At 74.1% G+C, this 12,213-nt stretch carries 10 protein-coding genes and 1 pseudogene; 7 read left to right on the forward strand and 4 right to left on the reverse strand.

What is annotated here, in order from left to right; translation table 11 throughout:
- Positions 1 to 21: 21 nt before the first annotated feature.
- Complete coding sequence (locus ACGF5O_RS35600) at positions 22 to 1,989, reverse strand: PAS domain S-box protein (protein WP_393814032.1); 1,968 nt, start codon at positions 1,987 to 1,989, stop codon at positions 22 to 24.
- 630 nt (positions 1,990 to 2,619) lie between these two features.
- Here ACGF5O_RS35600 and ACGF5O_RS35605 point away from each other — a divergent pair.
- The 5 genes from ACGF5O_RS35605 to ACGF5O_RS35625 all read left to right on the forward strand — a co-directional run bounded on the left by ACGF5O_RS35605 (position 2,620) and on the right by ACGF5O_RS35625 (position 6,720).
- Positions 2,620 to 3,525, forward strand: a complete 906-nt coding sequence (locus ACGF5O_RS35605; RefSeq protein ID WP_393814033.1) for a universal stress protein — start codon at positions 2,620 to 2,622, stop codon at positions 3,523 to 3,525.
- Between the two features lie 27 nt (positions 3,526 to 3,552).
- Positions 3,553 to 3,675 (forward strand): hypothetical protein, encoded by a 123-nt coding sequence (locus ACGF5O_RS35610; RefSeq protein ID WP_393814034.1) that lies wholly within the window; start codon positions 3,553 to 3,555, stop codon positions 3,673 to 3,675.
- Between the two features lie 5 nt (positions 3,676 to 3,680).
- Positions 3,681 to 4,538 (forward strand): universal stress protein, encoded by an 858-nt coding sequence (locus ACGF5O_RS35615; RefSeq protein ID WP_393814180.1) that lies wholly within the window; start codon positions 3,681 to 3,683, stop codon positions 4,536 to 4,538.
- 420 nt (positions 4,539 to 4,958) lie between these two features.
- The gene (locus tag ACGF5O_RS35620) at positions 4,959 to 6,026 is read left to right on the forward strand and encodes a zinc-dependent alcohol dehydrogenase family protein (protein ID WP_393814035.1); all 1,068 of its coding nucleotides are present in this window, start codon (positions 4,959 to 4,961) and stop codon (positions 6,024 to 6,026) included.
- Positions 6,027 to 6,045: 19 nt separating this feature from the next.
- Positions 6,046 to 6,720, forward strand: coding sequence for a helix-turn-helix domain-containing protein (locus tag ACGF5O_RS35625; RefSeq protein ID WP_393814036.1), 675 nt, complete (start codon positions 6,046 to 6,048; stop codon positions 6,718 to 6,720).
- 105 nt (positions 6,721 to 6,825) lie between these two features.
- Here the strand turns inward: ACGF5O_RS35625 and ACGF5O_RS35630 are convergent.
- Positions 6,826 to 7,068 (reverse strand): annotated as a pseudogene (locus ACGF5O_RS35630) (pyridoxamine 5'-phosphate oxidase family protein); the annotation flags it as partial.
- 225 nt (positions 7,069 to 7,293) lie between these two features.
- On the opposite strand from ACGF5O_RS35630, the gene ACGF5O_RS35635 reads away from it, so the two are divergent.
- Together ACGF5O_RS35635 and ACGF5O_RS35640 are read left to right on the forward strand one after the other, a co-directional pair.
- Positions 7,294 to 7,722: a hypothetical protein gene (locus tag ACGF5O_RS35635; protein ID WP_393814037.1), complete on the forward strand. Its 429-nt coding sequence runs from the start codon at positions 7,294 to 7,296 to the stop codon at positions 7,720 to 7,722.
- A 318-nt stretch (positions 7,723 to 8,040) separates the two neighbouring features.
- On the forward strand, positions 8,041 to 10,332 hold the full coding sequence (locus ACGF5O_RS35640; protein ID WP_393814038.1) for an MMPL family transporter: 2,292 nt from the start codon (positions 8,041 to 8,043) through the stop codon (positions 10,330 to 10,332).
- Positions 10,333 to 10,387: 55 nt separating this feature from the next.
- Here ACGF5O_RS35640 and ACGF5O_RS35645 read toward each other — a convergent pair whose 3' ends face one another.
- Together ACGF5O_RS35645 and ACGF5O_RS35650 are read right to left on the reverse strand one after the other, a co-directional pair.
- Positions 10,388 to 11,041 (reverse strand): LuxR C-terminal-related transcriptional regulator, encoded by a 654-nt coding sequence (locus ACGF5O_RS35645; protein ID WP_393814039.1) that lies wholly within the window; start codon positions 11,039 to 11,041, stop codon positions 10,388 to 10,390.
- A complete protein-coding gene (locus ACGF5O_RS35650) occupies positions 11,029 to 12,180 on the reverse strand; it encodes a histidine kinase (protein WP_393814040.1) in 1,152 nt (383 codons plus the stop codon). The genes ACGF5O_RS35645 and ACGF5O_RS35650 overlap by 13 nt, the downstream gene beginning before the upstream one ends.
- Positions 12,181 to 12,213 lie beyond the last annotated feature (33 nt).

Below are 12,213 nucleotides of genomic sequence, written 5' to 3' on the forward strand. Positions count from 1 at the left end.
CGGGGGCGGGCCGGGCGGCCCTCACAGCCGGAGGGTGAACCAGGTGGTCTTGCCCTCGTCCGTGGGCCGTACTCCCCAGCTGTCGGCGAGCGTACGGACGAGCAGCAGACCCCGGCCGGACTCCTCGTCCTCGGCGGCCCGGCGCGGCCGGGGCAGTTGCGGGCTGCGGTCGCTGATCTCCACGGTGAGGTCGGTGGCCGTGCGGTGCAGATGCAGACCGATGGGACCTTCGCCGTGCTGGACGGCGTTGGTCAGGGTCTCCGACAGCAGCAGGAGCGCCTCGTCCGCGCCCGCGGCACAGTCCCAGGCGGTGAGCGCCTTGTGCAGGAACGCCCGCCCCGCCGGCACCGAGGAGGGGCAGGCCGGCAGATCGGTGGTCAGGGCCGCCAGCGGCGCGGCCGGGAGCTGCGCGAGCAGCAGGGTGACGTCGTCGTTGTGGCTCTCGGCGTCGGGCAGCAGACTCGCCAGCACATGGTCGGCGGCGGTCTCCAGGCACGGTGTGCCGGCGAAGAACTTCTCCAGGACGACGGTGAGTTCGGCGATCCGCTCCTCGATGTCGCTGCCCGGCGTCTCGATCAGGCCGTCCGTGTAGAGCACCAGGGTCGCCCCGGGCGGAACGGCCGTACGGGACTGTTCGTAGAGGACGCCGCCCACCCCGAGCGGGGCGTTGACGGGCGAGTCGAGGATGCCGACCGCGCCGTCGTCGGCACTCGCGACGAGCGTCGGCAGGTGACCGGCCGAGCAGACGGTCACGGTCCCTGAGTCGGGGGCGATGACCAGGTAGCAGCAGGTGACGAGCTGGTCGGGGACGTCGAGATCGGCCACGCAGGAGTCCAGCGCCTGCATCAGCAGCCGCGGCTCCATCCCCGTCTTCGCCAGCGCGTGTGCCGCCGAGCGCAGTTGGCCCATGACGGCGGCGGCCTCCAGCCCGCGGCCCATCACGTCACCGATCAGCACGCCCACCCGGTCGGCGCCCAGCGGTATCAGGTCGAACCAGTCGCCGCCCACCCCGGCGCCCTGGGTGGCGGGCCGGTAGCGGCTCGCGGTGGCCAGACCGGGCAGCGCGGGCGGGGTGCCCATAAGGCTGCGCTGCAGCGTCAGGGCGATGTGCCGCTGCTGCTCGTACAGCGCGGTCAGCTCGGCCTCGGCGCGCTTGCGGTCGCTGATGTCCCGGACGATGGCGCAGGCGCCGACGACCCGGCCGCGGGTGTCGCGCGTCGGCCACAGGGTGACGTCCACGTCGAGCAGCGCCCCGGAGCGGGTGACGCGCAGCGTCTCGAAGTGCTCGACCTTCTCGCCCTGGCGCAGCCGGGTCAGCAGCGCGCTGACCTCCGTGCGGAGTTCGGGCGGGGCGAGCATGGACACGTGCTGGCCGATGGCCTCCTCGGCGGTGTAGCCGTAGAGGTCCTGCGCCGCCGCGTTCCAGTAGGTGATGTACCCGTCGAGGGTCTTGGCGAGGATGGCGTCCTGGGAGGACTCGACGAGGGCGGCGAGCTCGTTGATCCGGGCCTCGGCGGCCTTGCGGTCGCTGACGTCGCGGACGGCGGCCGACACCAGCAGCCCGTCCGCGGTCTCCATCGGGCTGAGGCTGATCTCCACCGGGAACTCGGTGCCGTCCTTGCGCAGTCCGTGCAGTTCCAGTCCGGCGCCCATCGGACGGACCTGCCGGTTGGCCGAGTAGCCGCCGCGATGCCGGGTGTGCTGGGTGCGGAACCGGGTCGGTATCAGCAACTCGACCGGGTGGCCGAGGAGTTCCTCGCGCCGGTAGCCGAAGAGTGCCTCGGTCTGCGCGTTGACCAGCTTCATGATGCCCTGGCCGTCGACGATGACCATCGCGTCCGGCGCGGCCTCCAGCAGGCCGCGGAAGCGTTCCTCCGCGGCCCCCGACCCCTGGCCGGATGCCGGCGCGCCGCCGCACCGGCAGAGAGTCGCCGCCGCCTCCGCGGTGACGGCCACGCGCGTCCGTTCGCTTCTGAGGGAGCCGGCCATGTCCGCTCCACCCCTTTCCCGCCGATGGATGCGGTTATCTCAGCGCTTCCGGCGCGCCGGGGCAGGGAGAAGTCGTTTACTGGCCGTGACCGCCCGAACCTGTCCGCTGCGGCGCACTCGTTGCCCACCGCGCGTCCGGGGTCGGGAGCGGGGCGCGGCGGCGACGGGGCGCCCGCGCCGGACCGGGGTGATCGACGGCCGTCGGGCTCGGCGCGGCGAGCGCGTGCCGGACCGCGTGCCGGACTGCGTGCGCTCGCGTCACCGACGGCCGAGGCGGCCGGTTCCACGTCGGCCGTCGGTGCTGCCACGCCCGGCCGCCTTTCGTGGTCGTCCAGCGGGGAGACCCGGATCGGACGCTGCTCCGCGAACGTGCGTGACCGCCGCTCCGACCGCTGGAAACACCGGGCCCACCGGGCGCACCGGCCCTGCCCGGCGCCGTGGCCTTTCGAGCGAAGCCGCTGTCCCCCCCGTTCGGGACCAATGGCCCCCGTCCGGGCCCCCTGGCCCCTGCCCCCCGACCGGCCCGGACCCGACGCTGGAACCGGACCCGACGCCGGAATCAGAACCGTCTGCCCCGTCGCGCCAGGGGACCGTCCGCCCGAGGATCCCGCTCCCCAGGAGGTGGAGAGCATGCTCCGTACCGTCACCGCAGGCCTCGACGGCTCACCCGAGAGCCGGGCCGCCGCCGAATGGGCTGCCCGCGAGGCGCGGTTGCGCGGCCTGCCCCTGAAGATCGTCCACGTCCGGGAACCGCTCCCGGTGCCCGTCGCGCAGGCGCCGCTGGTCGGCACCGAGACCCTGCAGAGCTGGGCGGAGAACCTCCCGCGGGAGTCGGCCGAAGGCATCGCCCTGCGCCACCCCGGCGTGGAGGTGACCGGCGAACTGCTCACCGGACGCCCCGCGGACCTGCTGACCGAGCAGGCCGACGCCTGTGAACTGCTCGTCCTCGGCTCGCGCGGCCTCGGCGGCGTCCGAGGTTTCCTGCTCGGCTCCGTCGGCCTGCGCGTCCTGGCCCGCACCCGGCGTCCCGTGGTGCTGGTCAGGGCGGGTGAACAGGCCGCCGACGAACACCGGATGGACCCGGCGGGCGTGCCCTCCGCTGCGGCGCCCTTCAAGCCCGTCGTGCTCGGGCTCGACGCCGAGGACCCGGACGAGACGCTGCTCGGCTTCGCCTTCGACAGCGCCGCGCGACGTGCGGCGCCGCTGCGCGTCGTGCACGGCTGGAGCCTGCCCCCGACCTACGAGTACGCCGTCGCCGTCGGCTACGACCCCCGGGACACCTTCGGCCGGCACATGGCGGCCGGACTCGCAGAGGTCCTGCGGCCCTGGCGGCAGAAGCACCCGGACGTCGAGGTGATCGAGGCCGGCCGGAACCGTACCCCGGCCTCGGCCCTCGTCGAGGCGGCCGACGACGCGTCGCTGGTGGTCGTGGGCCGCCGGATCCGCGACGGCGCCCCGGGCCCGCACCTCGGCCATGTCACCCACGCCGTCCTGCACCACGCCCACGCCCCCGTCGCCGTCGTCCCCCACGCCTGACCCGAGCCCCAGGAGAAGAGAAGGACCATGAAGGCAGCGCTCGTACGACGACTCGGCGGTCCCCCGGTCATCGAGGACCGGCCCGGCGACGAGGTCCGGCACGGCCGGGTCGCGGTCCGGAACGTGTGCGACCTCGGCTCGGGACGGTGACCGACGTGGACCTGCCCCTCGTCGTCGGCGTCGACGGCTCCGAGCCCAGCCTGCGCGCCGTGGACTGGGCGGCCGACGAGGCCGCGCTGCGCCGGGTACCGCTGCGTCTGGTCCACGGCTGCCTCTGGGAGCGCTACGAGGGCGTCTCGCCCGTGGAGGACCTCACCGAGCCGTCCGACCAGGTGATGGCCGAGGACATCGTCGACGTCGCCGCGCAGCGTGCCCGGCGCCGGCAGCCGGACGTGAAGGTGTCCACCGAGGTGCTGCCCGAGGAACCCGAGTTCGCGCTGGTGCGGGAGAGCCGCAGCGCAGGCCTGCTGGTGCTGGGCAGCCGTGGCCGCACCGGCCTCGCCGAGGCGCTGCTCGGCTCCGTCTGCCTCACCGTCGCCGCGCACGCGCACTGCCCGGTGATCGTGCTCCGCGCCGGCCAGGACGACCGGGGCGGCGCGAGTCGGCACGGCCGGATCGTCCTGGGCGTCGGGGACCGGCAGGAGGCGGTGCGCTTCGCGCTGCGCGAGGCGGCGCTGCGGGGTGCCGAGGTGGCGGCCGTACGCGCCTGGCCCTGCCCGGCGCACGAGTCCGCCGACCGCCTTCCCGCGGACTCCGCCCGGCTGTACGAGCAGCAGGCCGCCCGGCGACTCCAGGAGGCGCTCCGTGAGGCCCCCGAGGGCGTGCCGGTGCGGCGGCGGACCGTCGAGGGCCACGCCCGAGAGGTGCTGCCGGCCGCCTCCCACGACGCCGATCTGCTGGTCGTGGGCGCCCTGCGCAAGTCGGGGCACCGGGGCCTCCGGCTCGGCCGGACCGCCCACGGCGTCCTGCACCACTCCGCCTGCCCGGTCGCCGTCGTACCCGAGTGGGTGTGAGCCGACCGACCGGCTGCCGCCCGAAGGCTCGCCGAGAGGCCGGGCACAGGAGGCGGGCCGCCGGTGCGCCGCCGTCGTGTCCGGCCGGGCGCGGCGCCTGCGCTCGCTCTCCACGTCGCCGTACCGGGGCGGCTCGGTGACGTCTCCGAGGTCGGCGGAGGAGGCCGGTGCCCGCGGCGGACGGGCCCTCAGCGGGCGTCGGACAGCGCCCCGGCCCGCCGGGTTGGCGGGCCGGCAGGACCCGTCCGGCGGGCACCCGGGGCCGGACGGCCCAAGCGCGGTCCGCCGGGCCGGGAGAGGATGGATCCAGATCCACGAATCCACAGATCCGCGGATCCACGGGGCGAGTCCGGCGTCCTGCCGGCGACCGTCGATCCCGGCCCCGCAACGGACACGCGGACCAAGGACGGTGAGCGCGTCATGAAGGCCTTCGTCTTCCACGGCCCAGGGCAGTCCGCCTGGGAGGAAGTCCCCGATCCCGCCGTCAAGGAGCCCACCGACGCCGTCGTGCGCGTGGACGCCGTCACGATCTGCGGGACGGACCTGCACATCCTGAAGGGGGACGTCCCCGAGGTGCCGCCCGGCACGGTTCTCGGGCACGAGGCCGTCGGCGAGATCGTCGAGGCCGGCGGCGACGTACGGTCCGTACGGCCGGGCGACCGGGTGCTGGTCTCCTGCATCACGTCCTGCGGCCGTTGCCGCTTCTGCCGTGAGCGGATGTACGGCCAGTGCCGGGGCGGCGGAGGCTGGATCCTCGGCCATCTGATCGACGGCACCCAGGCCGAGTACGTCCGGGTCCCGCACGCCGACCTGTCCGTGCACGCGCTGCCCGGGACGCTCGCGAACCGGGACGCCGTGCTGCTCGCGGACATCTTCCCGACCGCCTACGAGGTGGGCGTCCTCAACGGGCACGTCCGGCCGGGCGACACCGTCGCCGTCGTCGGCGCCGGGCCCGTCGGACTTGCCGCCATTGCCACGGCCCGGCTGTTCTCGCCCGAGCGGATCATCGCGGTGGACCTGGCCCCGGCCCGGCTGGAGGCCGCCCACCGGTTCGGCGCCGACGCCGTGGCCGACGTCCACGAGGCCCCCGCCCAACTGGTGGCGGACCTGACCGACGGGCTCGGCGCGGACGTGGTGATCGAGGCCGTCGGCGCGCCCGAGAGCTTCGAGCTGTGCACCCGCATGGTGCGGCCCGGCGGCCGCGTCGCCAACGTCGGCGTGCACGGCCGGCCGGCCACACTGCACCTCGAAGACCTGTGGATCAAGGACGTGACCATCACCACCGGCCTGGTCGACACCCACTCGACGCCGACCCTGCTGCGGATGGCCGCCGCAGGCCGGCTCCCCACCGCGCGGATGGTCACCCACACCTTCCCGCTGAACCGGATGGCGGAGGCGTACGACGTCTTCGGCCGGGCCGGGGAGACCGCCGCGCTCAAGGTCGTGCTCGGCGGGACGCAGCACGAGGTCGCCGTTCCCGCGGCCTGACGAGAGGACGTGACCGGTCATGGCCGAACAGGTACGGCCGAACACGGTGGAGAAGCCCCCGGTGGGGGACCTGGGCCGCCGGCTGGCCGCACGCCGGACGGAACTCGGCCTCACCCGGAGGGAGACGGCCGTCCGGGCCGGTATCGCACCCGGCTATCTGGAGTACCTGGAGGAGAACCCCCTGGCCGCACCGGGCACGGGCGCCCTGCTCCGGCTGGCCGAGGTGCTGCACACCACGCTGTCCCACCTCACCGGCGGCGACACCGAGGTCCCGCCGGGCATCGGGCGGGCCGCGCGCGACCCGGAGTTCGTGGCGCTGGACCCCGCCCGTTGCACCGCCCTGCTCGGCACGCACGGGGTCGGCCGGCTCGGGGTCGCCACGGCCACCGGGCCGGTGATCGTGCCGGTCAACTACAGCGTCGTCGACGGCGCGATCGTCTTCCGGACGGCTCTCGGCGCGACCCCGGCACGGGCCGCGGGCTCCCGGGTGGCCTTCGAGGCCGATCGCATCGACGACGCGTTCAGCGAGGGGTGGAGCGTCCTGGTCCGCGGCCGCGCGCACCTCGTGACCGACCCGGACGACATCCGCAGGCTCTCGGCACTGGCCTACAGCACCCCCTGGGCGGGAGGCCGGCGCGAGCTGTGGATGCGCGTCGTCCCCGGTACGGTCACCGGGCGCCGGATCAGGGCCTGACGTGTCGGCGGGCGCACCAGGTATGGAGCGGCCCTGTCGGCGGGCGCACCGGGTACCTGGACCTGACGGCCCGGGCCTCTGGCATGCCCCCATCCGCGTGACCGCTCAGCCGTCGTCGCCGACCAGGGCGATCCCGGTCACCAGACGGGGGCGGATGCGCACCGCGTGCTCCATGGCCCGGTCCGGCCAGGGGCGCAACAGCCTCTCGTAGCACGCGAGTTCGTGCGGGTCGGTCACCAGGCGGGCGTAGCCGGTGACCACCACGCTCCAGCCCAGGCGGGTGTCCGGGCCGATGGCGTCCGCCTCGTAGGCGACCACGACCCCGGTGCCGTCGGCCTGCGGTGCGCGTCGCACCGGGGGACACGCGTGTGCTGGTGCTCCCGGACCCGGTCCGACCGCTGCCCCCGTGAGCACGGGCACCCGCGCACGCCGGGCGCCGTGGCCGGTGTAGCGGGCTACACCACGGGTCCGGGAGTGCGCTCCCTCGTGGCCGAGCCGGGGCGACGGGATCGTGGTCGGCAGAGATCCCCGGGGCGGTCCAGCCCCCTCGCCCCTCGTCCTAAGGAATGCCCGATGGCCGCCAAGTCGCCGCTCGCCACCGTCAAGTCGTTCTTCGCCGATCTGCTGCTCTGGTCCTTCTTCGTGGCGGGCCTGGCCGCCGCCATGGGCGGCGCGGGCGCGGTTCTCGACGGCACCGCGAAGAACGCGGCGACCCTCGCCGGTATCGCCGTCTCGCTGCTGACCGGCACCCGCATCGCGAAGAAGCCGAGGATCAAGGCGTTCCTGTCGACCCGGCCGGTGCTGTGGTTCCTGTTCCTGTTCAACGGCGGTGTGGCCGCGGTCGCGTACTTCACGATGGACGGCGCGAAGGGCATCGCCACCGCCGCCGGGATGGGCCTGGTGGCCCTGGGCGCGGCGGGCGGTCTGGTGTCGGGCCGCCGCAGGGCCGGCGGCGACCGGGCCCAGGACGACTCGACCGGAACCTCGGCCACCGGCTGGTAGGCCACGCCTCTCACCGGCCGGTGGGCCACGCCCCGGTCGTGCCGGGGCGGACCCCGGTCTTCCCCCGCCCCTCTCGGGCCCGGATCCGACCCCTGGATCCGGGCCCTTGCCGTGCGGGTCCCGCCGACATGGTGGAGCTGGCTCCACCACGGGTCCGGGAGAGAGCTCCCTCGTCGCCCGCGACGCCCCGCGAAAGAGTGGGACACGGAGCGCCGGACGTGCCCCCGCCCCGGTCCGACCAGGCCGGACCGGGGCCGGTACCCGCTCCCTTCGCCCGTTCCGAACGTTCCGAATTCCCGTTGTGGAGGCTCCTCCGTCATGGCAACTGTCCTTTATCACCTGGGCCGTGCGGCCTTCCGCTGGCGATGGTTCGTCACCGTCCTGTGGGTGGCCGTCCTGGGCGCCGTGGGATTCGCCGCCGCCAAGGCGCCCACGGCCGCCGACGAGGGCTTCACGATGCCCGGGATCGAGTCCCAGAAGGCGTTCGACCTGCTGGAACAACGCTTCCCGGGGACTGCGGCCGACGGGGCGAGCGCCAGAATCGTGTTCATCGCCCCGAGCGGTGAGAAGGTCACCGCGACCGCCCACAAGAAGGCCGTCGAGAAGCTCGTCGACGAGGCCGCCGCCGGCTCCCAGGTGGCCACCGCCGTCGACCCCTTCCAGGCGAAGGCGGTCAGCAAGGACGGCAGGACCGCGTATGCGACCGTCTCCTTCACGGCGAAGGCCGACGACCTCACCGACGCGAGCAAGCAGCACCTGGAACGGGCCGTCGACCAGGCCAGGGACGCGGGTCTGACCGTCGAGGTCGGCGGCGACGCGCTCGCGACACAGCCCGCGGCGGGCGGCAGCGCCGAGGCGATCGGCATCGCGGTCGCCGCCCTCGTCCTGCTGGTCACGTTCGGCTCACTGGCCGCCGCCGGCCTGCCCCTGATCGCCGCGATCATCGGCGTCGCCGCCAGCATGACCGGCATCATGGCCCTGTCCGAGACCTTCGGCCTGTCGGAGAACACCGGCACCCTCGCCACCATGCTCGGCCTGGCCTGCGGCATCGACTACGCCCTGTTCGTCGTCTCCCGCTACCGTGAGGAGCGCGCCAAGGGCCACGCACCCCGGGAAGCCGTCGGCCTGGCGGTCGGCACGGCGGGCTCCGCGGTCGTGTTCGCCGGCCTCACCGTCGTCATCGCCCTGGCCGGGCTCTCGGTGGTCGGCATCCCGATGCTCACCAAGATGGGCCTGGCCGCCGCCGGCGCGGTGCTCGTCTCGGTGCTGATCTGCCTGACCCTGGTCCCGGCGGTCCTCGGCTTCTGGCCGAACGCGGTGCTTTCGCGCGGCGCCCGCCGCAACTCCCGGCGCCACCGCAGGAAGCAGCTGAAGACGGAGAACGGCGGCTCGCGGTGGGCCAAGCTGGTCGTACGGCTGCCCCTGCCCGTGCTCCTGCTCGGCGTGGTCGGACTCGGCGCGGTCGCCACCCCCGTCCTCGACCTTCAGCTCGGCATGCCGGGCGACGAGGCCAAGCCCACCTCCACCACCGAGCGGCGCGCCTACGACGCGCTCGCCGACGGCTTCGGCCCCGGCTTCAACGGGCCCCTGACCATCGTCGTCGACGCGAAGGGGGCCGACGACGCCAAGTCGGCCGTGGCGGCGGTCGCGAAGGACATCGGCGCCACCGAGGGCGTCGTCTCCGTGTCGCCGGCCCGCTTCAACAAGGCGGGGGACACCGCGGTCTTCGCCGCCACCCCGGCCACCAGCCCGACCGACGAGAAGACCAAGGACCTGGTCAGGACCATCCGCGGGGAACGCTCCGGCATCGAACGGGACGCCGGTGTCTCCTACGAGGTGACCGGCAAGACCGCGCTGGACATCGACGTCGCGCAGAAGGTGCAGGACTCGCTGGTCCCGTACCTCGCGGTCGTGGTCGGCCTGGCGGTCGTGCTCCTGCTGCTGGTCTTCCGCTCGCTGCTGGTGCCGCTCAAGGCCGCCTTCGGGTTCCTGCTCTCCGTCCTCGCGGCCCTCGGCGCCGTCGTCGCGGTCTTCCAGCAGGGACACGGCGCCTCGCTGCTGGGCGTGGAGTCCACCGGCCCGATCATGAGCATGATGCCGATCTTCCTGGTGGGCATCGTCTTCGGACTGGCCATGGACTACGAGGTGTTCCTGGTCTCCCGGATGCGGGAGGCGTACGTCCACGGCGAGGCGCCCAAGCAGGCGGTCGTCTCCGGCTTCCGGCACAGTGCCCGGGTGGTGGTGGCCGCCGCGCTGATCATGACCGCGGTGTTCTCCGGGTTCATCGGCGCCGGTGAGTCGATGATCAAGATGATCGGTTTCGGGCTCGCCATCGCGGTCCTCTTCGACGCCTTCGTCGTCCGGATGGCCATCGTGCCGGCCATCCTCGCCCTGCTCGGCCACAAGGCCTGGTACCTGCCGAAGTGGCTGGCCCGGCTGCTGCCGGACATCGACGTCGAGGGCGAGAGGCTGAGCCGCAAGGTACCGGCCCCGACCGCAGCGACCGCCGAGTCCGCCCAGACCGCCGAGTCCGCTCCGGCGGCCGAGCCCGCCGCGGCCGGCCCGGCCGCCGGGGAGCCGAGCGAGGCGGAGCCCGCCCCGGCCCGCTGAGAACACGGGAGGGGCCGCCCCGGCCGGGGCGGCCCCTCCCGCTGTCGGGTCCCGCTCAGGCCTGCGGCATGTGGGCCAGGTAGGCGAGGACGGCCAGCACCCGCCGGTGGCCGCTGTCGCTCGGCGGCAGGTTGAGCTTGAGGAAGACGTTGCCGATGTGCTTGTGGACCGCGCGCTCGGTGACGACGAGGGTCCTGGCGATGGTCGCGTTGTCGTGGCCCTCGGCCATCAGCCCCAGCACCTCGCGCTCGCGGGGCGTGAGCGAGTCCAGCGGCGAGTCCTTGCGGCGGGTGAGGAGCTCGGTGACGACCTCGGGGTCCAGCGCGGTCCCGCCGGCGGCCACCCGCTCCAGCGCGTCGAGGAACTCGTCGACCCGCCCGATCCGGTCCTTGAGCAGATACCCGATGCCGCTGGTCCCGCCGCCCAGCAGCTCGCTGGCGTACGACTCCTCGACGTACTGCGAGAGCACCAGCACCGGCAGCCCGGGGATCCGCTCCCTGGCCTCCAGCGCCGCCCGCAGCCCCTCGTCGCGGAAGCCCGGGGGCATCCGCACGTCGAGCACGGCCGCGTCCGGGCGGTGCTCCAGGAGCGCGGGCATGATCTCGGGCCCGCTCCCGGCGACGGCCACCACCTCATGCCCGGCCGAGGTCAGCAGCAGGACCAGGCCCTCCCGCAGGAGGGCGTTGTCCTCGGCGATCACCACACGCACGGCAACTCCACTTCGATCACGGTCGGTCCTCCGACCGGGCTGGACACTTCCATGGTTCCGTCGAGCGCGGCGACCCGCCGCCGCATGCCGAGCAGCCCCGAGCCGCCGGTCTCGTCCGCTCCGCCGCACCCCTCGTCGCGGACCCGCACCCGGAGGCCGCGGCGGACCCGGACGAGCCGCACCTCGGCACGGGAGACCCCGCTGTACTTGGCGACGTTGGTCAGCGATTCGGCCACCGCGAAGTAGGCGGCCGCCTCCACTGCCGCGGGCGCCCGCACCCCCTGGTCGAGGCCGCCGTCGTCCACCGACACGTCGAGGCCGCTGCCCGCCGCCAGCGCCCGTACGGCGCCGGCCAGGCCGCGGTCGCTCAGGATCGGCGGATGGATGCCGCGCACGACCTGCCGCAGCTCCGTGAGCGCCTTCTCGGCCTGTTCCTGGGCTTCGTCGAGGAGCCGCCGGCCGGTCTCCGGATCACCGCCGTAGGCGCGCCGGGCGAGCCCGATGCGCATGGACAGCGCCACCAGCTGCGCCTGCGCCCCGTCGTGCAGGTCGCGCTCGATCCGGCGCAGCTCCGCCTCGTGCGCGGCGATGGCGTCGGCGCGGGTCGCGGCCAGTTCCTCGACCCGGGCCGTCAGCTGCGCCTGCGGGGACGGCTTGAGCAACGCGGTCGACCAGTCGGCCTCCAGGTCCGCGAGCCGCACGATCAGCGGCAGGACGACGGCCTCGCGGTGCAGCAGTCCGCACCACACTCCGTCGACGACCAGCCCCACCGGCCACAGCGGCAGGGCGAAGGCGAGCAGCGTTCCGTACAACCAGTACGCGACCATCCAGCGCGCGTCGGTCCGGGTGCCGGGGTCGCGTACGGCCTTCATCACGCGCTCGCGCACCGTACCGGTCAGCGGCTGGTACACCTCGGGGATCTTCACCCCGGACCAGTCGGCGGTCAGGCTCCGCTTGGCTCCCGCGATCCGCCGGATCAGCAGCACCGTCTCGGGCAGCAGCCAGATACCGACGACTGCCACGGTGCCGCCCACGGTGATCAGCAGGACGGTGACGAAGATCCACATGCCGAAGGCCATCGCGGCGGCCAGAAAGAGGTGGGCCGTGGCCCGCCCGGCACGCCGCATCGATTTCCACATGGGACGAAGCTAGATGTTTTGCTTGACTCACGC

Source organism: Streptomyces sp. NPDC048291 (assembly GCF_043201715.1).
Classification (GTDB): domain Bacteria; phylum Actinomycetota; class Actinomycetes; order Streptomycetales; family Streptomycetaceae; genus Streptomyces.

What these genes read in the sequence shown, in the direction of transcription:
- ACGF5O_RS35600 (WP_393814032.1), bottom strand. Translation starts at nt 1,989, where the DNA reads ATGGCCGGCTCCCTCAGAAGCGAACGGACGCGCGTGGCCGTCACCGCG.
- ACGF5O_RS35605 (WP_393814033.1), top strand. Translation starts at nt 2,620, where the DNA reads ATGCTCCGTACCGTCACCGCAGGCCTCGACGGCTCACCCGAGAGCCGG.
- ACGF5O_RS35610 (WP_393814034.1), top strand. Translation starts at nt 3,553, where the DNA reads ATGAAGGCAGCGCTCGTACGACGACTCGGCGGTCCCCCGGTCATCGAG.
- ACGF5O_RS35620 (WP_393814035.1), top strand. Translation starts at nt 4,959, where the DNA reads ATGAAGGCCTTCGTCTTCCACGGCCCAGGGCAGTCCGCCTGGGAGGAA.
- ACGF5O_RS35625 (WP_393814036.1), top strand. Translation starts at nt 6,046, where the DNA reads ATGGCCGAACAGGTACGGCCGAACACGGTGGAGAAGCCCCCGGTGGGG.
- ACGF5O_RS35635 (WP_393814037.1), top strand. Translation starts at nt 7,294, where the DNA reads ATGGCCGCCAAGTCGCCGCTCGCCACCGTCAAGTCGTTCTTCGCCGAT.
- ACGF5O_RS35640 (WP_393814038.1), top strand. Translation starts at nt 8,041, where the DNA reads ATGGCAACTGTCCTTTATCACCTGGGCCGTGCGGCCTTCCGCTGGCGA.
- ACGF5O_RS35650 (WP_393814040.1), bottom strand. Translation starts at nt 12,180, where the DNA reads ATGTGGAAATCGATGCGGCGTGCCGGGCGGGCCACGGCCCACCTCTTT.